This window comes from Micromonospora sp. WMMD712 (genome assembly GCF_029581295.1).
Lineage (GTDB): Bacteria > Actinomycetota > Actinomycetes > Mycobacteriales > Micromonosporaceae > Micromonospora > Micromonospora carbonacea.
Genome location: NZ_CP120743.1, coordinates 7,174,426 through 7,200,261, shown reverse-complemented (window position 1 = coordinate 7,200,261; position 25,836 = coordinate 7,174,426). Strand labels below are relative to the sequence as shown.

At 76.4% G+C, this 25,836-nt stretch carries 2 protein-coding genes; both read right to left on the bottom strand.

What is annotated here, in order from left to right:
- Nucleotides 1-9: 9 nt before the first annotated feature.
- The gene (locus tag O7633_RS30645; RefSeq protein WP_282324878.1) at nt 10-14,484 is read right to left on the bottom strand and encodes a type I polyketide synthase; all 14,475 of its coding nucleotides are present in this window, start codon (nt 14,482-14,484) and stop codon (nt 10-12) included.
- A 43-nt stretch (nt 14,485-14,527) separates the two neighbouring features.
- Nucleotides 14,528-25,825, bottom strand: coding sequence for a type I polyketide synthase (locus O7633_RS30640; protein WP_282324877.1), 11,298 nt, complete (start codon nt 25,823-25,825; stop codon nt 14,528-14,530).
- Nucleotides 25,826-25,836 lie beyond the last annotated feature (11 nt).

The following is a 25,836-nucleotide window of genomic DNA, read 5'->3' as shown; positions in this document are numbered from 1 at the left end:
GCGTTCACGTCAGGACACCCCCAGCTCCCGGTCGATGAAGTCGAAGACCTCGTCGGGGGTGGCGTCCTGGAGCTTCTCGGCGACGGTGTCCCCGCCCGCGCCCGCCGGGGCGTCGTCGGCGTTGAGGGACGCCAGCAGCGCCCGCAGCCGCTCGGTGATCCGGATCCGGGCGCTGCGGTCCGGGGCGGAGCCGGTGAGCGTCGCCTCCAGCCTGTCCAGCTCCCCGAAGACCGGCGCGACGCCGACCACCCCGCCGTCGACGACCGCCGCCCGCACGTACTCGGCGAGGCCGGCGGCGGTCGGGTAGTCGAAGACGACCGTGGCGGGCAGCCGGACGCCGGTCGCCGCGGTGAGCCGGTTGCGCAGCTCCACGGCGGTCAGCGAGTCGAAGCCGAGTTCCCGGAACGCCCGGTCGGGTTCGACGGCGTCCATCGAGGCGTGCCCGAGCACGGCGGCGGCCTGGCCGCGCACCAGGTCGAGGAGGGTCTTGCGCCGCTCGGCGTCGGTCTGCCCGGCGAGCAGCGCAGCGAGGGACTCGGCGTTCGTGCCGGCGTCGTCGGCCCGCGCGGCGGCGGCCTGCTGCGCCTCGGCGATGCCGGCGAGCAGCGGGCTGGGTCGGACGGCGACGAACCCGGGCACGTACCGCGCCCAGTCGATGCCGGCCACCAGCGTCGCCGGTTCCCGCCGGGCCACGCAGGCCGCGAGCGCGGCGAGCGCGGGGGCGGTGTCGAGGCGGGCGACGCCGGTGCGGCGGCGGCGCTCCTCCACGGCCGGGTCGGCGGCGGCCATCCCGCCGGCCGCCCACGGTCCCCAGGCGATCGACGTGGCCGGCAGCCCCTGCCGGTGCCGCTGCTCGGCCAGCGCGTCGAGGTACGCGTTGGCGGCGGCGTAGCTGCCCTGCCCGGCCGCGCCGAGCTGCCCGGCCATGGCGGAGAACAGCACGAACGCGCGCAGCTCCCGGCCGACGGTCAGCTCGTGCAGGTGCAGCGCGCCGAGCACCTTGGGCCGCAACACGGTGGCGATCCGGTCGGCGGTGAGCCCGTCGAGGACCCCGTCGTCGAGGACGCCCGCCGCGTGCACGACGGCGGTCAGCGGCGCGTCGGCGGGCACCTCGGCGAGCAGCTTCGCCAGGGCGGCCCGGTCGGCGACGTCGCAGGCGGCGACGGTGACCCGCGTGCCCGCCCCGGTCAGCTCCCGGACCAGGTCGGCGGCGCCCGGGGCGTCGCCGCCCCGGCGGCTGACCAGCAGCAGGTGCTCGGCGCCCCGGGCGGCCAGCCAGCGGGCCACCTCCGCGCCGAGCGCACCGGTGCCGCCGGTGACGAGGGTGGTGCCCCGGTGGTCGGGCTCGTCGGCGGCGGGGGTCCCGCCGGGGGCCCGGACCAGCCGGCGGACGAGGATCGTGGCCCCGTCGACGGCGACCTGGTCCTCGCCGTCGAGGCCGGCGAGGGCGGCGCAGAGCAGGTCCCAGCCGTGGTCGTCGAGGGTGGCCGGCACGTCGACCAACCCGCCCCACCGCTCGGGGTGTTCCAGGGCGACGACCCGGCCGAGGCCCCACAGCAGCGACTGCTCCGGCCGGTCCACGGTCCCGCCCCGGGTGGTGCCGGCCGCGCCCCGGGTGACGCACCACAGCGGCGCGGCCACGTCGAGGTCGCCGAGGGCCTGGACCAGCGCGAGGGAGCGGGCGAGGAACGGCGGCACCGGCTGGGTGTCGTCGACCGCGCCGTCGGCGAGGGCCAGCAGCGACAGCACCCCGTCGGCGGGGGCCCGCCCGCCGTCGCCGTCGCCGGTCGCGGCGGCCAGGTGGGCGGCGACGGCGGCCCGGTCGGTCGACTCCTCGGGCAGCAGCACCAGCCGCACGTCGGCGCCCCGGCGGGTCAGCTCGGCGACGGCCGCCTCGCCCTCCCCCGCGTGGCGCTCGTCGGCGACGACCCACCAGTCGCCGGAAAGGAAGCTGACGGGCGTGCCGGTGTACGGCTGCCAGACCGCGCGGTAGCGCAGGTCGTCCAGGCTGGAGCGCTCGCGTTGCTGTCGCCGCCAGGAGGCGAGCACCGGCAGGGCCGCGCCGAGCCGTTCGAGGGAGTCGGCGGCGTCCTGCGCGGTGAGTTCCGCGAGCGCGGCCAGGTCCTCCCGCTCGACGGCGGCCCAGAACGCGGAGTCGACGCCGCTCGGGGCCTCCTCCGCGCCGGCCAGCTCGGCCTTCGTGGGCCAGAACCGATCACGGTCGAACGCGTAGGTGGGCAGCGGCACGGTGCCGGCGGCGGCGAGGACCTTCGTCAGGTCGACGGGCAGGCCGATCGCGTGCGCGGCGGCCAGATTGGACAGCAGCCGGGTCGGGTCGTCGTCACCCCGGCGCAGGCTGCCCAGCGTGTGACCGGTGACCCCGGCGTCGTCGAGGATCGCCGTCACCGGCATCGTCAACACCGGATGCGGACTGATCTCCACGAACGTGGTGTGCCCGGCCGCCACAGCGACCCGCACCGCCGCGTCGAACTGCACCGTCTGCCGCAGGTTGTCATACCAGTAGTCGGCGGTCATGCTCCCCGGGTCGACCCAGTCACCCGTCAGCGTCGACACCAGCCGAATGCGGCCCGGCTGCGGGGTCACGTCGGCCAGGTCGGCGCGGAGGCGTTCGGCGACGTCCTGCACGGACGGGGAGTGTGAGGCGTAGTCCACCGGAATCAACCGCGCCCGAACACCGTCGGCCTGGCAGGCGTCCACCAGGTCCGCGACCGGCTGCGGCAGACCCGACACCACCACCGTCGCCGGACCGTTCACCGCGGCCACACCCACACCGGGGAAGGCGTGGAGCCGCTCGGCGACCGCGTCAGCGGACAGGTCCACCGACGCCATCGCCCCGGTGCCCCGCAGCACGGCCAGGGCCCGCGACCGAAGGGCGACGGTCTTCGCCGCGTCGTCGAGGGACAGGATCCCCGCCACACACGCCGCACCGATCTCACCCTGCGAGTGACCCACCACCGCCTGCGGCACCACACCCACGTGCTCCCACACGGCGGCAAGGGCGACGCCGACGGCCCACAGGACCGGCTGGACGACCTCGACCCGCTCCAACCACGACTCGTCGTCGCCGGTCAACACCGACACGAGATCCACGTCGAGGTAGGGAGCCAGTGCCCGCTGGCACTCGGCCAGCTTCGCGTCGAACACTGGCGTGCGGCCGACCAGGCCGGCGGCCATGCCTGCCGACTGCGCACCCTGACCCGGGAACACGAACACCGGACCAGCACCATGACCCGAGGCGACACCCGACATCACGTTGCCCGCCGGCTGACCGGACGCAAGCGCGTCCAGGCCGGCGAGCAGGTCGGCCACATCTGTCCCGACGACGGCGGCCCGGTGGTCGAACGTCGACCGCGTCGTCGCCAGCGACCAACCGACCACCGCCGGCTCCACGTCGCCGTGCCCCCGCAGGTGCCGGGCGAGGCGGGCGGCCTGACCGGCGAGGGCCGCCTTCGACCGGGCCGACACCGGCCACACCGTCACCCCGGCGGCGACCAGGCCCGGACCGCCCGCGTCGTCGGTGCCGGGGGCCTCGGCGGCGGGCAGGTCTTCGGGCAGTTCGAGGATGACGTGCGCGTTGGTGCCGGAGATGCCGAACGACGACACCGCCGACCGCCGGACACGACCCGTCCCCGGCCACGGGGTGGCCTCGGTGACCAGCTCGACGGCTCCGGCCGTCCAGTCGATGTGCGGCGACGGCGCGTCCACGTGCAGCGTCGCCGGGACGACACCCTCCCGCATGGCGAGGACCATCTTGATGATCCCGGCGACGCCCGCGGCGGCCTGGGTGTGACCGATGTTCGACTTGACCGAGCCGAGCAGCAGCGGAGTCTCCCGCCCCTGCCCGTACGTGGCCAGCAGCGCCTGCGCCTCGATCGGGTCACCCAACGTCGTGCCCGTGCCGTGCGCCTCCACCACGTCCACATCCGCAGCCGACAACCCCGCCGACGCGAGAGCCTGCCGGATCACCCGCTGCTGCGACGGACCATTCGGCGCAGTAAGACCGTTCGACGCACCATCCTGATTCACCGCGGAACCCCGCACCACCGCAAGCACCCGATGCCCGTTACGCCGCGCGTCCGACAACCGCTCCACCAGCAGCACCCCGACGCCCTCACCCCAACCGGTGCCATCCGCGCCGGCCGCGAACGCCTTGCACCTGCCGTCGGCGGCCAGGCCGCGCTGCCGGGAGAACTCCACGAACAGCCCCGGCGTCGCCATCACGGTGACGCCGCCGGCCAGCGCGAGATCGCACTCGCCGCGCCGCAGCGCCTGCACCGCCAGGTGCAACGCCACCAGCGACGACGAACACGCCGTGTCCACCGACACCGCCGGCCCCTCCAACCCCAACGCGTACGCCACCCGACCCGACACCACACTCGCCGCGTTCCCCGTGCCCGCGAAGCCCTCCACGTCGTCCACGGCCACCATGAGCAGGGCCCCATAGTCCTGGCCATTCGTGCCGACGAACACCCCTGTTCGCGAACCCCGCAACCCCGCCGGATCAACCCCTGCCCGCTCCACCGCCTCCCACGACGCCTCCAGCAACAACCGCTGCTGCGGATCCATCGCAAGGGCCTCACGGGGCGAAATACCGAAGAAAGCCGCATCGAAGTCGGCCGCCTCGTAGAGGAAGGCGCCGCTGCGGACGTAGGAGGTGCCGGAGGAATAGGGGTCGGGGTCGTACAGTCGGTCGATGTCCCAGCCCCGGTCGCCGGGCAGGTCGGACACGGCGTCGCGGCCGGCGTGCAGCATCTGCCAGAACCGTTCGGGGTCGACGGCCCCGCCGGGGAACCGGCAGGACATGGCGACGATGGCGACGGGCTCGTCGTCGGCGAGCGGCACGGACGCGGCCTGCGTGGCGGTTTCGGCCCCGCCGCCGAGTTCCTCGTGCAGGTGCCGGGCGAGGACGGTGGGGGTGGGGTAGTCGAAGACGAGGGTCACCGGCAGGCGCAGCCCGGTGGCGGTGGCGAGCCGGTTGCGCAGTTCCACGGCGGTCACCGAGTCGAAGCCGAGGTCCCGGAACGCGTGGTGCGGGTCGACGGCGTCGCCGCCGGCGTACTTGAGGACGGTGGCCGCCTGGCCGCGGACCAGGTCGAGCAGCGCGGCGCGGCGCTCGTCGGCGCTCATCCGGCCGAACGCGGCGGCGGGGCCGGCGTCGTCGGTCTCCGTCGCCTCGGCGACGCCCTTGCTGGCGGCGAGCTGCTGCGCCTCGGGGATCTCGGCGATCAGCGGGCCGGGCCGGGTGGCGGTGAACGCGACGTAGAACCGGTCCCAGGCGATGTGGGAGATGGTCAGGTACGTCTCGTCGTGCTCGACGGCCTGGTGCAGCGCGGCGACGGCGAGCCGGGGGTGCATCTCGGGCGCGCCGTGGCGGTGCAGCATCCGGCCGAAGTCGCCCTCGGCCATGCCGCCGCCGCCCCAGGCGCCCCAGCCGATGGAGGTGGCGGGGAGGCCGAGGCCGCGGCGGTGCTCGGCGAGGGCGTTGAGGAACGCGTTGCCGGGGGCGTAGTTGCCGACGCCGGAGCTGCCGACGGTGCCGGCCATGGAGGAGAACAGGACGAACGCGTCGAGGTCGTGGTCGCGGGTCAGCTCGTGGAGGTTGAGCGCGGCGGTGACCTTGGCGCTGAGCGCGTAGTCGACCTGGTCGAGGGTGAGCGCGCTGACGACCGAGTCGTCGAGGACGGCGGCGGTGTGCACCACGGCGGTGAGCGGGTGCTCGGCGGGCAGGTCGGCGAGGACGGCGGCGAGGGCGTCGCGGTCGGCGGCGTCGCAGGCGGCCACGGTGACGCGTGCGCCGAGCCCGGTCAGCTCGGCCTCCAGCTCGGCGATGCCGTCGGCCTGCCGGCCGCGCCGGCTGAGCAGCACCAGGTGGGACGCGCCGTTGGCGGCGAGCCAGCGGGCCATGTGCCCGCCGAGGGCGCCGGTGCCGCCGGTGACGAGGGCGGTGCCGGAGGGCCGCCAGGTGCGGGTGGCGGGGGTGTCGCCGAGCGGGGCACGCAGCAGCCGCCGGCCGAACGCGCCGGCCCGGCGCAGGGCCACCTGGTCCTCCCCGTCCGCGCCGGCGAGGACGCGGGCGAGGCGGCGGCCGGTGGTGTCGTCGGGGTCGGCGGGCAGGTCGACGAGGCCGCCCCAGCGGTCGGGGTGTTCGAGGGCGGCGACCCGGCCGAAGCCCCAGGCGAGCTGCTGCCCAGGGTGCGGCAGTGGGTCGGCGGGGTCGGTGGAGACCGCGCCGCGGGTCAGCGCCCACAGGGGGGCGCGGACGCCCGCGTCGCCGAGGGCCTGGGTGAGGGTGACGGTGCCGGCGAAGCCGACGGGCACGTGGCGGTGGGTGGGCGTGGGCGTCTCGTCGAGGGCGAGCAGGGAGACGATCCCGGTGGCGGGGTGGGCCGCGGCGAGGTCGCGCAGCCGGGCCGCGAGGGCGTCGCGGTCGGTCCGCTCGCCGGCCAGGGCAACGGGTACGACGGTCGCGCCGTGCCGGGCGAGGGCGTCGCGGGTGAACGCGGCCAGCGCGGCACCGGCCTGCCGCCCGGCGGCTGCCTCGGCGCCGGTGTCGTCGGTGCCGGTGCCACCGCCGGTGTCGGTGCCGCCGTCGGTGTCGTCCGGGCCGGTGACCAGCCACCAGGTGCCGGCGAGGGCGGGCTCGTCGCCGCCGTCCGCGCCGACGGGCAGCCACGCGTCGCGGTACCGCCACGAGTCGATGGTGGCCTGGTCGCGGTGCCGGCGTCGCCAGGCGGTGAGGGCGGGCAGCACGTCGGCGAACGCCGCCTCGGGCACGGTGCCGCCGTCGGTGGCGGCGGCGAGTTCGGCGGTGAGCGCGGCCAGGTCGCCGTCCTCGACGGCGGCCCAGAACCGGGCGTCGGACTCGTCCGCCGGGCCGGCGGGGACCGCGGCCGGGGCGGTGGTGGCGGTGGCGGGCCGGGGCCAGTAGAGCTGCCGCTGGAACGGGTACGTGGGCAGGTCGCGGCGGCGCGCGGGCAGCCCGGCGTACGCGGGTCGCCAGTCGACGGGCGTACCCCCGGTGAAGACCTCGGCAGCGGCCCGGTGGAACCGGCCGAGGTCGCCCTCGTTGCGCCGCAGGGTGCCGGTGACGGTGACCGCGCCCGGGTCGGCGGCGGCCGCCTCGACGCTCTCCTGCACGGCCATGGTGAGCACCGGGTGGGCGCTGACCTCGACGAACGTCTGGTAGCCGGCGGCGACGAGGCTGCGTACCGCCTCGTCGAAGCGGACGGTCTGCCGCAGGTTGCGATACCAGTAGTCGGCGTCGAGGGCGGCGGTGTCGAGCCAGTCGCCCTCGACGGTGGACCGGAACCGGATCTCGCCGGTGCGGGGGTTCAGCCCGGCGAGCAGCGCGAGGAGCTGCTCGCGCAGCGGCTCGACGTGCGCCGAGTGGGAGGCGTAGTCGACGGGCACCCGGCGGACCCGGGTGTCCCGGGCCTCGTAGTGGGCGACGAGTTCGTCGAGGGCGGCGGAGTCGCCGGAGACGACGACGGAGGTGGGGCCGTTGACGGCGGCGAGCGCGACGCGGCCGTCCCAGCGGGCGATGGTGGCGGTGGCCTCGTCGGCGGTGGTGGCGACGGAGACCATGCCGCCGTCCCCGGCGATGCCGGCGATGATCCGGCTGCGCAGGGCGACCACGGCCGCCGCGTCGTCGAGGGTGAGGGCCCCGGCGACGTACGCGGCGGCGATCTCGCCCTGCGAGTGGCCCACGACGGCGGCGGGGCGCACCCCGTACGACTGCCAGAGGGCGGCGAGGGAGACGCCGACGGCGAACAGGGTGGGCTGGACGACGTCGACGCGTTCCAGGGACGGCGCGTCGGGCGCGCCGCGCACCACGTCGACGGGCGACCAGTCGACGTACGGGCGCAGGGCCTCGGCGCAGGCGGCGAACGTGTCGGCGAAGACTCCGGCGGTGTCGAGGAGTTCGGCGGCCATGCCGACCCACTGGGAGCCCTGGCCGGGGAAGACGAAGGCCACCTCGCCGGGCGTACCGGTGCCGGTGACGGTGTCCGGCGCGGGCCGGCCGGCGGCGAGCTCGCCCAGCGCGGCGGTCAGGCCGGCGCGGTCGGCGGCGAGGACGACGGCCCGGTGGTCGTGTGCGGCGCGGGTGTCCACGAGGGACCAGCCGACGTCGGCGAGCGCGTCGTCGGCGACGGTGTCGAGGTGGGCGGCGAGGTCGCGGGCGCGGGCGGCGAGGGCGGCGGCGGTGCGCCCGGACAGCACCCAGGGCAGTTCCCGGGCCGGCGCGGCGGCCTGCTCCTGCGTGGGCTCCTCCTGCGCGGCGTCCTCCTGCGCGGGCTCCTTCTCGGGGGCCTGTTCGAGGATGGTGTGCACGTTGGTGCCGCTGATGCCGAACGAGGAGACGCCTGCGCGGCGGACGCCGTCGGCGGGCTCCCACGGGCGGGCCTCGGTGAGCAGCGCGACGTGGCCGGCGGACCAGTCGACGTGCGGGGTGGGCTCGTCGACGTGCAGGGTGGGCGGCAGCACCCCGTGTTGCATGGCGAGGACCATCTTGATCACCCCGGCGACGCCGGCCGCGGCCTGGGTGTGGCCGACGTTCGACTTGATCGAGCCGAGCCACAGGGGGCGGTCGGCGGGCCGGTCCTGCCCGTACGTGGCGAGCAGCGCCTGGGCCTCGATCGGGTCGCCGAGGGTGGTGCCGGTGCCGTGCGCCTCGACGGCGTCGACCTGGCCGGCGGTGAGCCCGGCGTTGGCCAGGGCCTGGCGGATGACCCGCTGCTGGGCGGGCCCGTTGGGGGCGGTCAGCCCGTTGGACGCGCCGTCCTGGTTGACGGCGGAGCCCCGCACCACGGCGAGGACGGGGTTGCCGTCGCGGCGGGCGTCGGAGAGCCGCTGGAGCACCAGCAGGCCGACGCCCTCGCCCCAGCCGGTGCCGTCGGCGGCCCCGGCGAACGGCTTGCACCGGCCGTCGGCGGCCAGCCCGCGCTGGCGGGAGAAGCCGACGAAGATGCCGGGGGTGGCCATGACGGTGGCGCCGCCGGCGAGGGCGAGGTCGCACTCCCCCGCCTGGAGGGCCTGCGCGGCGAGGTGCAGGGCGACCAGCGACGACGAGCAGGCCGTGTCGACGGTGACGGCGGGGCCGTGCAGCCCGAAGGTGTACGACAGCCGACCCGAGATGACGCTCGCGGAGGTGCCGGTGGCGAGGTAGTTCTCGTCGACGTCCCCGGCGGCCATCAGCAGCGAGCCGTAGTCCTGGCCGTTGGTGCCGACGTACACGCCGGTGCGGCTGCCGCGCAGCGCGGTCGGGTCGATCCGCGCCCGCTCGAACGCCTCCCAGGTGGCCTCCAGCAGCAGCCGCTGCTGCGGGTCCATGGCGAGTGCCTCGCGGGGGCTGATGCCGAAGAAGGCGGGGTCGAACTCGCCGGCCCCGGCGACGAAGCCGCCCTCCCGCACGTAGCTGGTGCCGAGGTGCTCGGGGTCGGGGTGGTACAGCTCGGCGATGTTCCAGCCGCGCTCCCCGGGCATCAGGGTCATCGCGTCGGTGCCGGTGGCGAGGAGGTCCCAGAGCTGCTCCGGTGAGCTGACCCCGCCGGGGAACCGGCAGCTCATCGCGACGATGGCGACGGGCTCGCGGTGGGTGTCGGTGCCGGCGGCGACGACGTCGCCGGGGGTGTCGCCGGGCAGCCGGTTGGTCAGCCCGTGCAGGTGGGCGGCCAGCTCGGCGACGGTGGGATGGTCGAAGACGAGGGTGGCGGGCAGGGTCGTGCCCGTCTCGGCGGTGAGCCGGTTGCGCAGCTCGACGGCGGTGAGCGAGTCGAAGCCGAGGTCGCGGAAGGCGCGGTCGGGCAGCGGCCGCCCGGCCGGGTAGCCGAGCACCGCGGCGGCCTGGGTGCGCACCAGCTCGGTGAGCTGCGGCAGGGACCGGCCGACGACGACGGCCCGGACGGGGCCGCTCGCCACGGCGGGCACCCCGGGCAGGGCCGAGATCAGCGGGTTCGGCCGCCCCCAGGACGCGGCGAGGCGTCCCCAGTCGACGTCGGCGACGGTGACGGCCGCGCCGGCGGCGTTGACGACCCGGCCGAGGGCGGTGACGGCCTCGGCGGCGGGCAGCGGGTTGATGCCGCCCCGGGTGAGCCGGGCGGTGAGCGCGGCGGTGGCGGCGGCCATCCCGTCGGCGGCCCACGCGCCCCAGGCGACGGCGGTGGCGGGCAGCCCCTGGGCGTGCCGCCACGCGGCGAACGCGTCGAGGTAGGCGTTGGCCGCCGCGTAGTTGCCCTGCCCGGCGCTGCCGACGACCCCGGCGAGGGAGGAGAACAGCACGAACGCGTCGAGGTCCCGGCCGGCGGTGGCGTCGTGCAGCACCCGGGCGGCGGTGACCTTGCCGGCGAGGACGGCCTGCATCCGGGCGGGGTCGAGGCCGTCGAGGACGCCGTCGTCGACGATCCCGGCGGTGTGCACGACGGCAGTGAGCGCGGGCAGGTCGGCCACGAGCGCGGCGACCGCCTCGCGGTCGGTGACGTCGCAGGCGACGACCGCCACCGCCCCGGCCCCGCCCAGCTCCTCGACCAGCCCGTCGGCACCGGGGGCGTCCGGGCCACGCCGGGAGGCCAGCACCACCTCGGCCGCCCCGTTGGCCAGCAACCAGCGGGCGGTGTGCCGACCCAGCGCGCCCGTGCCACCGGTGACCAGCACCGTCCCCGACGGCCGCCACCCCGAACCGGCCGGCGGCGCGGCGGCGGGCACGAGCCGTCGGCCGAGGACGCCCTGTGGACGGATCGCCACCTGGTCGTGGCCGGCGTCGGCGAGGACGGCGAGCAGGTGGTCCCCGCTCGCCCGGTCGAGGTCGCCCCCGACCTCGGCGCTGTCCCTGCCGCGGCCCGCGCCGTTGTCGCCGCCGCTGCCGATACCGGGCAGGTCGACGCCGTCGCCGGCGGCGGTGCCGGTCGCGGTGGCGGTGCCGGTCGCGGCGGCGGTGCTGGTGCCGGTGGCGGGCAGGTCGACGAGGCCGCCCCAGCGGTCGGGCTGTTCGAGGGCGATCACCCGGCCGAGGCCCCAGGCGGCTGCGGCCGACGGGTCGGCGACGCGCTCGCCGCCGCCGACGGAGACCGCCCCCCGGGTGAGGCACCACAGCCGGCCGGGCAGGCCGGTGTCGGCGAGCGCCTGGGCGAGGGTGAGCAGGAGCGCGGTGCCGGTGGGCACGGCGGGGGCGTCCGGCAGCGGCACGTCCCGCTCGGGCAGCAGGCAGACCACCCCGGCCCACCCCGCTTCCCCGCCCGCGCTGCCCGGCTCCCCGAGCCGCCGCAGCACGTACCCGAGCTCGCCCCGCCCGACCGAGCCGTCGACGCCGAGCACCTCGACCCGCGCCCCACCCCGGCGCAGCGCCGCCACCACCCCGCGATCTTGCAGTTCCGGCCCCGACAAAAGCCTCGTTCCGCCCGCTTCGGGGGCCGCAAGTGCAAGATCGGCGGGGTGGGTGGGGGTGACGACCAGCCAGCGGCCCGGCCGGGGCGCGGCCGGGGCGGGGTGGACGGGGTGCCAGGCGACGCGGTACGTCCAGGCGTCCAGCGTCGCGTCGCGCTGGCGGGCCCGCCGCCACGACGACAGCACCGGTACGGCGGGGGCGAGCGCCTCGATCGCGGCGGGATCGTCCTGCACGGCCAGGTGGGACGCCACCTCGGTCAGGTCGCCCCGCTCGACGGCGGCCCAGAAGTCGCCCTCGGATCCGGCGGTGTGGACCGCCTGCGCGGCGGCGACCGCGGCGGCCTCGGGCCAGTACCGCTGGTGCTGGAACGCGTACGTGGGCAGGTCCACCCGGGACGCGCCGGTGTCGGCGAACCACGGCCGCCACCCCACCGACACCCCATGCACATGCAGCTCCGCCAGCGCGGCCAGCAGACCGGCGACCTCCGGCCGATCCCGACGCTGGGCAGCCACCGCGAGCACGGAAGCCTCGGGCAGCGCCTCCGCCGTCAACGCCGTCAACACGCTCTGCGGACCCACCTCCAGGAACGTGTCCACCCCCGCCGCCCGCAACGCCGCCACCCCATCGGCGAACCGCACCGCCTCCCGCACATGCCGCACCCAGTAGTCGACACTACGAACCTCATCGGGATCGGCCAGCCCACCGGTCACGTTCGACACCAACGGCAGCACCGGCGCGGAGAACGTCAACCTCGACAGCACCGCCCGGAACCTCTCCAGCATCGGCTCCATCAACGGACTGTGAAACGCGTGACTCACCGCCAACCGACGCGTCCGCACCCCCCGACCCCGCCACACCTCCTCCAACATGTCGAGGGCATCCACCGCACCCGACACCACCACCGACCCAGGACCGTTGACCGCCGCGACCCCCACCCGATCGGACAACCCGTCCAGCGACGACAACACCTCCGCCTCGGCCGCATTGACCGCCAACATCCCGCCACCGGCCGGCAACCCCTGCATCAGCCGACCCCGCGCCACCACCAACGCACACGCATGCTCCAGCGACAACACCCCCGCCACATGCGCCGCAACGATCTCACCAACAGAATGCCCACCCACAAAGTCCGGCACCACACCGAACGACTCCACCAACCGGAACAGGGCCACCTCGACCGCAAACAACCCCGCCTGCGTGAACACCGTCGAATCCAGCAGCGCCGCCTCGGCGGAACCCTCCGAAGCGAACAGCACCGACTTCAACGGCTGCGGCAACCCACGATCCAGGTGCCCACACACCTCGTCCAACACCGACGCGAACACCGGGAACGCTGCGGACAACTCCCGACCCATCCCCGCCCGCTGCGCACCCTGACCGGAGAACAGCACCGCGAGCTGGCCGCGCGGGGAGGCCGTACCGGACAGGACGTTGCCGGCCGGGGTGCCGGCGGCGAGGGCGCGCAGCCCGGCGAGGAGGTCGTCGCGGCCCGTGGCCGCCACCACCACACGGCTGTCCAGAGCCGCCCGGGCGGTGACCGACGACCACCCCACGTCGACGGGACGCGCGTCGGGGTCGGCGTCCAGCCAGGCCGCCCAGCGACCCGCCTGCGCCGCGAGGGCGGCGTCGGTGCGGGCGGACAGCAGCACCGGCACCGCCGGCAGCGCCCGCCCGGATGCGACGGCCTCGGCGGGGTCCTCGGGCTCGGGGGCCTGCTCGATGATGGTGTGCGCGTTGGTGCCGGAGACGCCGAACGACGACACGGCGGCCCGGCGGGGCCGGTCCACGGCCGGCCACGGCCGCGCCTCGGTGGCGAGCTCCACGGCCCCGGCGGACCAGTCGATGTGCTGCGACGGCGCGTCGACGTGCAGGGTGGGCGGCACGACGCCGTGCCGGATGGCCTGCACCATCTTGATCACACCGGCGACGCCGGCGGCGGCCTGGGTGTGGCCGATGTTCGACTTGACCGACCCCAGCAGCAGCGGCGTGTCCCGCCCCTGCCCGTACGTGGCCAGCAGCGCCTGCGCCTCGATCGGGTCGCCGAGCCGGGTGCCGGTGCCGTGCGCCTCCACGACGTCCACGTCCACCGGCGACAGGCGCGCCGAGGCGAGCGCGTGGCGGATGACGCGCACCTGGGAGGGGCCGTGCGGGGCGGACAGGCCGTTGGACGCGCCGTCGGAGTTGACGGCGCTGCCCCGCACCACGGCGAGGACCGGGTAGCCGTGGCGTCGGGCGTCGGAGAGCCGGGCGAGCAGCAGCATGCCGACGCCCTCCGACCAGGAGGTGCCGTCGGCGGCGGCGGCGAACGCCTTGCACCGGCCGTCGGCGGCCAGCCCGCGCTGCCGGCTGAACCCGACGAAGACCGCCGGGGTGGGCATGACGGTGACGCCGCCGGCCAGGGCCAGCTCGCAGTCGCCGTTGCGCAGCCCCTGGGCGGCGAGGTGGATCGCGACGAGCGACGACGAGCAGGCGGTGTCGACGGTGACGGCCGGCCCCTCCAGGCCGAGCGTGTACGCGACACGACCGGAGATGACGCTTGTCGCGTTGCCGGTGAGCAGGTGCCCCTCGCCGTTCTCGGCCTGCGCCATGATCCCGTCGTAGCCGTGCGAGGCCGCGCCGACGAACACGCCGGTGCGGCTGCCCCGCATGGTCGCCACGGGCAGGCCGGCCCGCTCGAACGACTCCCACGCGGTCTCCAGCAGCAGCCGCTGCTGCGGGTCCATGGCGAGGGCCTCGCGGGGGCTGATGCCGAACAGGTCGGCGTCGAAGTCGGCGGCGTCGTAGACGAAGCCGCCCGCGGAGACGTAGGAGGTGCCGGGGTGGTCGGGGTCGGGGTGGAACAGCCGGTCGAGGTCCCAGCCCCGGTCGGCGGGGAACGGCCCGATGCCGTCCCCGCCGTCGCGGACGAGGTCCCACAGCTGCTCGGGCGAGGCGACGCCGCCCGGGTAGCGGCAGCTCATCGCGACGATGGCGATGGGTTCGCCGTCGCGGGCCTCCAGCTCCCGCAGCCGACGCCGGGTGCGCCGCAGCTCCGAGGTCGTACGCTTCAGGTACTCGACGTACTTCTCGTCCTCGTTGCTCACCGTGGACCCACCTCACTCGGCATGCCGTGGTCGTTGCGGCTGGTCACGACGTCTCCAGCTCGCGGTCGATCAGGTCGAAGATGTTCTCGGCGGTGGCCGACTCCAGGTCGTCGTCGCCCGCGTCGGACTGCCGCTCGGCCAGCCGGTCCAGCAGGCCGTGCAGCCGGTCGGTGATGCGGCGGAACTCGTCGTCGGCCGGGTCGAGGCCGGCGAGGGCCGCCTCGAGGCGGTCGAGGTCCAGGCCGGCCCCCGTCGCCGGGCCGCCCGCCGCATCGGCTGAACCGCCCCCCGACCCGCCCGCAGGGGCGAGCTGGTCGGCGAGGTACGCGGCGAGCGCAGCCGGCGTCGGGTTGTCGAAGACGAGGGTGGCGGGCAGCCGCAGCCCGGTGGCCGCCCCGAGCCGGTTGCGCAGCTCGACGGCGGTCAGCGAGTCGAAGCCGAGCTCGCGGAAGGCGCGGGTCGGCTCGATGCCGGCCGGGTCGCCGTGGCCGAGGACGACGGCGACGTTCGACAGCACCAGGTCACGCAGGGCGCGTACCCGCTTGTCGGCGGTGAGGCCGGCGAGCCGCGCCGCGTACGCCTGCCCGTCGGTGGCCTCACCGGCGGCGGCCCGGCGGCCGGCGGCGCGGACCAGCCCGGTCAGCAGCGGGTGGACGGGCGCGCCCGGCGCGGCGACCCCGGTGCTGATCTTCGCGGGCATCAGCACGGCCCGCTCCGACCGCCAGGCCGCGTCGAACAGGGCGAGGGCCTCGTCGTTGGACAGGGCGGCCATGCCGCCCCGGTCGAGGCGGCGGATGTCGGCGGCGTCGAGGTGCCCGGTCATGCCGCTGGCCTGCGCCCACCGACCCCAGGTGAGGGAGACCGCCGGCAGGCCGAGGGCCCGCCGGTGCTCGGCGAGGGCGTCGAGGAACGCGTTGCCGGCGGCGTAGTTGCCCTGCCCCGGGCCGCCGAACACCCCGGCGGCGGCGGAGAACAGCACGAACGCGGTCAGCTCGTGGCCGACCGTGGCGCGGTGGAGGTTCCAGGCGGCGTCGACCTTCGGCCGCAGCACGGCGGCGAGCCGGTCGGGGGTCATCGACTCCAGCACCCCGTCGTCGAGGACGCCGGCCGCGTGCACGACGGCCCGCAGCGGATGCCGGGCGTCCACCAGGGACAGCACGTCGCCGACGGCGTCCGGGTCGGCCAGGTCGGCGGCGACGATCTGCACGTCCGCGCCGAGCGCCTTGAGGTCGGCCAGCAGCGCGTCGGCGCCCTCGGCGTCGGGGCCGCGCCGGCTGACCAGCAGGAGCTGCCGGGCGTCGTGGACGGTGACCAGGTGCCGGCAGAGCAGCGCGCCGAGGGTGCCGGTCGCGCCGGAGACGAGGACGGTGCCGTCGAGGCGGGGCGGCTGCGGGATGCTCAGGGCGAGCTTGCCGACGTGCCGGGCCTGACTGAGGAAGCGGAACGCCTCCGGGGCGCGCCGGACGTCCCAGTCGCGGCGGGGCAGCGGGCGCAGCGCGCCGGCGGCGAACAGCGCCACCAGTTCGGCGAGCATTTCGCCGATCTTGTCCTGGCCGGCCTCGATGAGGTCGAACACCTGGTAGCTGACGCCGGGGTGGTCGGCGGCGACCCGCTGCGGGTCCCGCTTGTCGGTCTTGCCCATCTCGACGAACCGCCCGCCGGGGGCGAGCAGCCGCAGCGACGCGTCGACGAACTCGCCGCTGAGCGCGTTGAGCACCACGTCGACGCCGCGCCCGCCGGTGCGGTCGCGGAACGCGTCGACGAAGTCGAGGCTGCGGGAGGAGGCGACGTGCGCGTCGTCGAAGCCGGTGGCGCGCAGCGCCGGCCACTTGCCGGGGCTGGCCGTGCCGTAGACCTCCGCGCCGAGGTGGCGGGCGATCTGCACGGCGGCCATGCCGACGCCGCCGGCCGCCGCGTGCACCAGCACGGACTCGCCGGCGTCGAGGCGGGCCAGCTCGACCAGGCCGTACCAGGCGGTGAGGAAGACCACCGGCACGGCGGCGGCCTCCGCGTAGGACCAGCCGTCGGGGATGCGGGTGACGAGGCGGTGGTCGGTGACGGCGACGCTGGCGAACGAGCCGGAGAACAGGCCCATCACCCGGTCGCCGGGGGCCACGCCGGTGACGCCGGGGCCGACGTCGAGCACCACGCCCGCGCCCTCGTTGCCGAGCACCTCCTGGTCGGGGACCATGCCGAGGGTCAGCACGACGTCCCGGAAGTTGAGGCCGGAGGCGCGCATAGCGACGCGTACCTGCCCGGCCGGCAGCGCCTCGCCGACCTCGGGGCAGGGCAGCACGGCCAGGTTCTCCAGGGTGCCCTTCTCGGTGACGTCGAGCCGCCACGGCACGTCGTCGCCGGGCAGGGCCAGCGTGCCGGCGTCGCGGGCCCGCACGAGCCGGGGCACGAGCAGCGCGCCGTCGCGCACGGCGACCTGCGGCTCGCCGCAGGCGACGGCCGCCGGCACGGCCGCGAGGCAGCCGGCGTCGTCGTCGGTGTCGAGCAGCGTGAACCGGCCGGGGTGCTCGGCCTGCGCCGACCGGACCAGCCCCCACAGGGCGGCGCGCGCCAGGTCGCGGGGGGCCTCGCCGGGGGCCGCACCCACCGCCCCGGCGGTGCGCAGCACCAGGCGGGCCCGTTCCAGGCCGGGTTCGGCCAGCCAGCCCTGCACGAGCGCGAGGGCGTCCCGGGCCGCGTCGTGCGCGGCGTCGCCGGCCCGCGCCGGGTCCGCGCCGGCCCACTGCGCGACCACCACATCGGGTACGTCTCCGCCGCGCTCCACCTCGGCGGCGAGGGCGGCCAGGTCGGCGTGGGCGGTCACGGGGTGCCCGGCGGCGGCCAGCGCGGCGGCGAGGCCGGCCGGGTCGTCGCCGAGCAGCGCCCAGCGGGTGCCGCCCATGGCGTCGGTGCCGCCCGCCACGTCGGTGTCCCCCGCCACGCCGGGGCGGTCCGACGGCGTCTGCTCCAGCGGCGTCCGGTCCGGCGAAGTCCCGCCCAGCGGCGTCCAGTCGAGGTGGAACAGGCAGTTGCGGCGCAGGGCGGCGGCCTCGTCGGCCCGGCCGGCGGCGACCGGGCGGAACGTCAGCGACTCGACGGTGGCGACGGGCTGCCCGGCGGCGTCGGCGAGCGTGACGGCGAGGGTGTCGGGGCCGAGGGGACGCAGCCGCACCCGCAGCCGGGTCGCCCCGTGGGCGTGCAGGCCGACGGAGCGGAACGCGAACGGCATCCAGCCGGTGCCGGCGGTGTCGCCGTCGGAGTTGCCGTCGCCGTCGCGGTCGCCGTCGCCGAGCAGCCCGGTGAGGCCGCTGGCCTGGAGCGCCGCGTCGAACAGGGCGGGGTGCAGGCCGAAGCGGGGCGCGTCGGCGGCCACCGCGTCGGGCAGGGCCACCTCGGCGTACGCCTCGTCGACGCCGCGCCACACCCGGCGCAGGCCCCGGAAGGCCGGTCCGTAGCCGAGGCCGCCGCCGGCCATGTCCGCGTACCAGGCGTCGAGGTCCGCGTCGACCTCGACGGCGTCGGCGGGCGGCCACTCCCCCGGCACGACCAGCGGGGCGGGGAGCTGCGGCAGCAGCAGGCCCTCGGCGTGCCGGGTCCACTCGCCGTCGCCGTCGCCCTCGGGGCGGGAGTGCACGGTGACGGTCCGCTCCCCGCTGTCGCTGGGCGCGCCGACGCGTACCTGCACCTGCACGGCCCCGGCCGGCGGCACGACGAGCGGGCTGATCAGGGTGAGGTCGCCGACCTGGCCGGCGTCGACCTCGTCGCCGGCCCGGACGACCATGTCGACGATCCCGGTCCCGGGGACGATCACCGCCCCGCCGACGGCGTGGTCCGCGAGCCACGGGTGGGTACGCACCGACAGCCGGCCGGTGAGCACGACCGTCTGGTCGTCGGCGACGGGGATCGCGGCGCTGAGCAGGGGGTGCCCGGCGTCCTGGAGGCCGGCGGCACCGACGTCCCGGACCTGGTGCGCGGGCGGCTCCAGCCAGTACCGGCCCCGGTCGAACGCGTAGGTGGGCAGGTCGACGGTGCCGGCGGCGGCGAGGACCTTCGTCAGGTCGACGGGCAGGCCGATCGCGTGCGCGGCAGCCAGGTTGGACAGGAGTCGGGTCGGGTCGTCGTCACCCCGGCGCAGGCTGCCGATCGTGTGACCGGTGACCCCGGCGTCGTCGAGGATCGCCGTCACCGGCATCGTCAACACCGGATGCGGACTGATCTCGATGAACGTGGTGTGCCCGGCCGCCACGGCGACCCGGACGGCGGCGTCGAACTGCACGGTCTGCCGCAGGTTGTCATACCAGTAGTCGGCGGTCATGCTCCCCGGGTCGACCCAGTCACCCGTCAGCGTCGACACCAGCCGAATGCGGCCCGGCTGCGGGGTCACGTCGGCCAGGTCGGCCCGGAGGCGTTCGGCGACGTCCTGCACGGACGGGGAGTGCGACGCGTAGTCCACCGGGATCAGGCGCGCGCGGATCCCCTCGGCCTGGCACGCCTGCACCAGGTCGGCGACCGGCTGCGGCGGACCCGACACCACCACCGTGGCGGGACCGTTCACCGCCGCCACACCCACACCGGGGAAGGCGTGAAGGCGTGCGGTCACCGCGTCGGCGGACAGGTCCACCGACGCCATCGCACCAGTCCCCCGCAACACCGCAAGCGCCCGCGACCGAAGGGCGACGGTCTTCGCCGCGTCGTCGAGGGACAGGATCCCCGCCACACACGCGGCACCGATCTCACCCTGCGAGTGACCCACCACCACCTGCGGGGACACGCCCACGTGCTCCCACACCGCCGCCAGGGCGACGCCGACGGCCCACAGGACCGGCTGCACCACCTCCACCCGCTCCAACCACGACTCGTCATCCCCGGTCAACACCGACACGAGATCCACGTCGAGATGCGGAGCCAGGGCCCGCTGACACTCCGCCAACCGCGCGTCGAACACCGGCGTGCGACCCACCAGACCGGCCGCCATCCGCGCCGACTGCGCACCCTGACCCGGGAACACGAACACCGGACCAGCACCATGACCCGAGGCGACACCAGACACCACGTTGCCCGCCGGCAGACCGGACGCCAGAGCATCCAACCCCGACAGCAACTCCTCGACACCCGAACCGACCACCGACGCCCGCTGATCGAACGTGGCACGCGTGGTGGCGAGGGACCAACCGACCACCGCCGGCTCCACGTCACCGTGCCCCCGCACGTGAGCGGCCAGCCGGGCCGCCTGACCAGCCAGCGCCGCCTTCGACCGCGCCGACACCGACCACACCACCACGTCAGCGTCGACCAGACCCGGCCAACGGACCCCGGACGGCACGTCGACGGGCTCGTCGCCCTGCTCCACGATGACGTGGGCGTTGGTGCCGGACATCCCGAACGACGACACGGCCGCCCGACGCGGCCGGCCCGCCCCGGGCCACGGCAGGGCCTCGGTGACCAGTTCGACGGCTCCGGCGGTCCAGTCGATGTGCCCCGAGGGGGCGTCCACGTGCAGCGTCGCCGGGACGACACCCTCCCGCATGGCGAGGACCATCTTGATGATCCCGGCGACGCCCGCGGCGGCCTGCGTGTGACCGATGTTCGACTTGACCGAGCCGAGCAGCAGCGGCGCGGCGTCGCCCCGGTCCTGCCCATACGTCGCGAGGAGCGCCTGCGCCTCGATCGGGTCGCCGAGGGTCGTGCCCGTGCCGTGCGCCTCCACCACGTCCACATCCGCAGCCGACAACCCCGCCGACGCAAGAGCCTGCCGGATCACCCGCTGCTGCGACGGACCATTCGGCGCAGTAAGACCGTTCGACGCACCATCCTGATTCACCGCGGAACCCCGCACCACCGCAAGCACCCGATGCCCGTTACGCCGCGCGTCCGACAACCGCTCCACCAGCAGCACCCCGACGCCCTCACCCCACCCGGTGCCGTCGGCCGCCTCGGCGAACGCCTTGCACCGGCCGTCGGGGGCGAGGGCCCGTTGGCGGGAGAACTCGGCGAAGGTGGCGGGGGTGGTCATCACGGTGACGCCGCCGGCCAGCGCGAGATCGCACTCGCCGCGCCGCAGCGCCTGCACCGCCAGGTGCAGTGCGACGAGGGACGACGAACACGCCGTGTCCACCGACACCGCCGGCCCCTCCAACCCCAACGCGTACGCCACCCGACCCGACACCACACTCGCCGCGTTGCCGGTGCCGGCGAAACCCTCCGCCGCATCGGCTGACATCATCAACAGGGCCCCATAGTCCTGGCCGTTGGTGCCGACGAACACCCCTGTTCGCGAACCCCGCAACCCCGCCGGATCAACCCCTGCCCGCTCCACCGCCTCCCACGACGCCTCCAGCAACAACCGCTGCTGCGGATCCATCGCAAGGGCCTCACGGGGCGAAATACCGAAGAAAGCCGCATCGAAGTCGGCGGCGTCGTGGAGGAAGCCGCCCTGGTCGGCGTAGCTGGTGCCGGGGGTGGCGGGGTCGGGGTCGAAGAGCCGGTCGAGGTCCCAGCCCCGGTTGGTGGGGAAGCCGCCGATGGCGTCGACGCCGTCGGCGACGAGCCGCCAGAGCTGGTCGGGGTCGGCGATGCCGCCGGGATAGCGGCAGGCCATGCCGACGATGGCGATCGGGTCGTCGCCGTCCACGGTGGGCGCGGCGGCGGCCGGGGCGGGGTCGGCGGCGTCGCCGAGGAGGCCGCCGAGCAGGAAGCGGGCCAGCACGATCGGGCTGGGGTGGTCGAAGACGAGGGTGGTGGGCAGGGCCTGCCCGGTGGCGGCGGCGAGCCGGTTGCGCAGCTCCACGGCGGTGAGCGAGTCGAAGCCGAGGTCCCGGAACGCGGTGGTGACGCCGATGGCGGCCGGTCCGCCGTCGTGGCCGAGCACGTCGGCGGCGTGGTCGCGGATCAGGTCGGCGAGGGTCTCCTCGCGGCGGGCGGGGGCGAGCCCGGCGAGGCGGCGGCGCAGGGTCGCGGCGGGCCCGTCGTCGCCGTCGTCGGTGGGTGCGCCGCCGTCGAGGGCGGCCTTCGCCTCGGGTACGCCCTCCAGCAGGGGCCGCCGTCGGGCGGAGGCGTAGGCGGGGGCGAACCGGGTCCAGTCGACGTCGGCGACGGTGAGGGTGACGTCGTCGTGGTCGAGGGCCTGCGCGAGCGCGCCCATGGCGACGGCGGGGTCCATGGCGGGTACGCCCCGGCGGCGGAGCTGCTGGTCGGAGTCGGCCCCGTGCATGCCGCCGTCGGCCCAGGGGCCCCAGGCGACGGCGGTGCCGGCGTGCCCGTCGGCGCGGCGCTGCTGCACGAGCGCGTCGAGGTGGGCGTTGCCGGCGGCGTACCCGGCCTGGCCGGCGCTGCCCCAGGTGGCGGCGATGGACGAGTAGACGACGAAGGCGTCGAGGTCCCGGTCGGCGAGCAGGTCGTGCAGGTGGGTCGCGCCGGCGGTCTTGCCGCCGGTGACCTCGGCCAGTTCGGCGGCGGTGACCTCGGCGAGGGGGGTGGTCTGGGCGACGCCGGCGGTGTGCACGACGGTGCGCACGGGCGGGCCGTCGGCCTCGACGCGGCGCAGCAGGTCGGCGAGGGCGGCCCGGTCGGCGATGTCGCAGGCAGCGACGGTGACCCGGGTGCCGAGGGCGGTGAGTTCGGCTTCGAGGTCGGCGGCGGCGGGGGCGGCGGGGCCGCGCCGGCTGACGAGGACGACGTGTTCGGCACCGGCGGCGGCGAGCCAGCGGGCGGCGCGCGCGCCGAGGCCGCCGGTGCCGCCGGTGATCAGGGCGGTGCCGGTGGGCGTGTAGCGGCGGGCCGGGGGGCGGTCGCCGAGGGGGGCGCGGACGAGGCGGCGGGCGAAGACGCCGGGGCCGCGTACGGCGAGCTGGTCCTCGCCGGTCGTGCCGGTGAGGATCGCGGCGAGCCGGCCGGCGGCGCGGGCGTCGGGTCGGGTGGGCAGGTCGACGAGGCCGCCCCAGCGGTGCGGGGCCTCGACGCTGACGACCCGGCCGAAGCCCCAGGTGGCGGCCTGGGCGGGGTCGGCGAGCCGGTCGTACGCGGCGGCGGCGACGGCACCCCGGGTGACCAGCCACAGCGGGGCGTCCTGGCCGGCGTCGCCGAGGGCCTGGGTGAGGGCGAGGGTGGCGGCGAGGCCGGGCAGGGCGGCGGCGTCGGCCGACGGCGCCCAGGCGAGCAGGGAGACGACCCCGGCGAGCGGGGTGCCGCCGAGGGCGGCGGCGAGGGCGACGCGGTCGGCGTCGGGGGCGACGGTCAGCGGCAGCGGGTCGGCCCCGGCGTCGGTGAGCGCGGCGCTCACCGCGCTGACGGCCGGGTCGTCGGCGAGGCCGGCGGGGAGCGCGAGGAGCCAGGTGCCGGCGAGCCGGCCGGGGGTGGGTTCGGCGGTGACCTGCCATTCGGCGCGGTACCGCCAGCCGTCGAGGACGGTGTGTTCCTGCCGCTGCCGCCGCCAGTCGGCGAGGGCGGGCAGCAGGGCGCGCAGGGAGTCGACGGTGGCGTCGTCGAGGTGGAGGGTGTCGCGCAGGGCGTCGAGGTCGGCGCGTTCGACGGCGTCCCAGAACCGGTGGTCGAGCGCGCCGGTGCCGGTGGCGGGGTCGGCGGGGGCCTCGGCGGGCACCCAGTAGTGCTGCCGCTCGAACGGGTAGGTGGGCAGGTCGACGAGGCGGCCGGGCCGGTCGGCGAGGACGTCGGCCCAGCGGACGGCGGTGCCGGCGACGTGCAGGCGGGCGAGCGCGGCGAGCAGGGCGCGGCGTTCGGGGCGGTCGCGGCGCAGCGCGGGCACGACGGCGGCGGGGGCCACGTCGGGGGCGGCGGCGACGGCGGCGAGGGTCTCCTCGGCGGCGGCGGCGAGGACGGTGTCGGGGCCGACCTCGACGAAGGTGCCGACGCCGTGGGCGCGCAGGGTGCGTACGCCGTCGCCGAAGCGGACCGCCTCGCGCACGTGCCGCACCCAGTATTCCGGGGTGCGGACCGCCTCCGGGTCGGCGAGGTCGCCGGTCAGGTTGGACACGATGGGCAGGGAGGGGGCGCGCAGGTCGAGGCCGGCGACGACGGCGGCGAACCCGGCGAGCATCGGCTCCATCAGCGGGCTGTGGAACGCGTGGCTGACCTTCAACCGCCGCGTCTTCACCCCACGGGCGGCCCACAGCCCGGCCACCTCGTCCACGGCTGCCCCGGCACCGGAGACGACGACAGAAGTCGGACCGTTGACCGCGGCGATCCCGACCGGGCCGGCCACCCCGTCCAGGGCGGCGGCCACGTCCGCCTCGGACGCCGCGACCGCCAGCATCGCCCCACCGGGCGGCAACGCCTGCATCAGCCGACCCCGCGCCGCCACCAGCGTCGCCGCGTCGGCGAGGGTGAACACCCCGGCGACGTGCGCGGCGACGACCTCCCCGATGGAGTGGCCCGCGACGAGGTCCGGGGCGATCCCGAACGAGCCGAGGAGCCGGTGCAGGGCCACCTCGACGGCGAACAGGCCGGCCTGGGTGAACACGGTCTGGTCGAGCAGCGCGGCCTCGGGCGTGCCGGCGGCGGCGAACAGCACCTCCCGCAGCGGCCGGGGCAGGTGCGCGTCGAGCGCGGCGCACACCTCGTCGAGGGCCTGCGCGAACACCGGGAACGCGGCGGCCAGCTCCCGGCCCATGCCGGCGCGCTGCGCGCCCTGCCCGGAGTAGAGGAACGCGACTGCGCCGCGTTCGGCGGCGGAGCCGGTGACGAGGCCGGGGGCGGGCCGGTCGTCGGCGAGGGCGGTCAGGGCGGCGAGCAGCCCGTCGGTGTCGTCGGCGAGGACGACGGCCCGGTGTTCCAGGGGGCTGCGGGAGGTCACCGAGGACCAGGCGACGTCGGCGGGGTGGGGGGCGGCGTCGGCGACGTACCGGGACCACTGCTCGGCCTGGCGGCGCAGCGCGGCGCGCGTGCGGCCGGTGAGCAGCACGGGCGCGGGCGGCTCGGGCCGGTCAGCGGCGGCGGTCGCGGGGGCGGCGGCCTCGGGTTGTTCGAGGATGAGGTGGGTGTTGGTGCCGCTCATGCCGAACGAGGAGACGGCGGCCCGGCGGGGCCGGTCCACGGTGGGCCACGGGGTCGGCTCGGTGACGAGGGTGACCTTGCCGGCGGCCCAGTCGACGTGCGGGGTGGGCGCGTCGACGTGCAGGGTGGCGGGCACGGTGCCGTGCCGCATCGCCATGACCATCTTGATGATGCCGGCGATGCCGGCGGCGGCCTGGCTGTGGCCGAGGTTGGACTTGATCGAGCCGAGCAGCAGCGGCGCGGCGTCGCCCCGGTCCTGGCCGTAGGTGGCGAGCAGGGCCTGGGCCTCGATGGGGTCGCCGAGGGTGGTGCCGGTGCCGTGTGCCTCGACGACGTCGACGAGGTCGGGGGTGAGCTTCGCGCCGGCCAGGGCCTGCCGGATGACCCGCTGCTGGGCGGGGCCGTTGGGGGCGGTGAGGCCGTTGGACGCGCCGTCGGAGTTGACGGCGGAGCTGCGGATGATCCCGAGGACGGGGTGGCCGTTGCGGCGGGCGTCGCTGAGGCGTTCGAGCAGGAGCATGCCGACGCCCTCGGACCAGCCGGTGCCGTCGGCGGCGGCGGCGAACGACTTGCACCGCCCGTCGGCGGCGAGCCCGCGCTGGCGGGAGAACTCGACGAACGGGCCGGGGGTGGCGAGCACGGTCGCGCCGCCGGCGAGGGCGAGGCCGCATTCGCGCTGGCGCAGGGCCTGGCAGGCGAGGTGGACGGCGACCGACGACGAGGAGCAGGCGGTGTCGACGGTGACGGTGGGCCCCTCCAGGCCGAAGGTGTAGGCGAGCCGGCCGGAGACGACGCTGGCGGCGGAGCCGGTGAGGACGTAGCCCTCGACGCCGGGGGCGCGGTGCAGCACGGCGGCGTAGTCCTGGCCGGAGGTGCCGACGAACGCGCCGGTGCGGCTGCCGCGCAGCGACAGCGGGGCGATGCCGGCGCGTTCGAACAGCTCCCAGGTGACCTCCAGCAGCAGCCGCTGCTGCGGGTCCATGGCGAGGGCCTCGCGGGGGCTGATGCCGAACAGGGCTGCGTCGAAGCGCCCCGCGTCGTAGAGGAACCCGCCGGCGGCGGTGTACGAGGTGCCGGGGTTGTCGGGGTCGGGGTGGTGCAGCCGGTCGAGGTCCCAGCCCCGGTCGGTGGGGAACTCGCCGATGGCGTCGCCGCCGGCGGAGACGAAGTCCCACAGCGCCTCGGGTGAGGTGATGCCGCCGGGGTAGCGGCAGCTCATCGCGACGATGGCGACCGGCTCGGACTCCTCGGCGGTGACCTCGCGCAGCCGCTGGCGGGTCTGGTGCAGCTCGGCGATGACCCGCGTGAGGTACTCGCGCAGCCTCTCTTCGTCCGCCATGGTTGATCTCG

Coding starts and splice junctions, on each gene's coding strand:
- O7633_RS30640 (WP_282324877.1), bottom strand. CDS start 25,825: ATGGCGGACGAAGAGAGGCTGCGCGAGTACCTCACGCGGGTCATCGCC.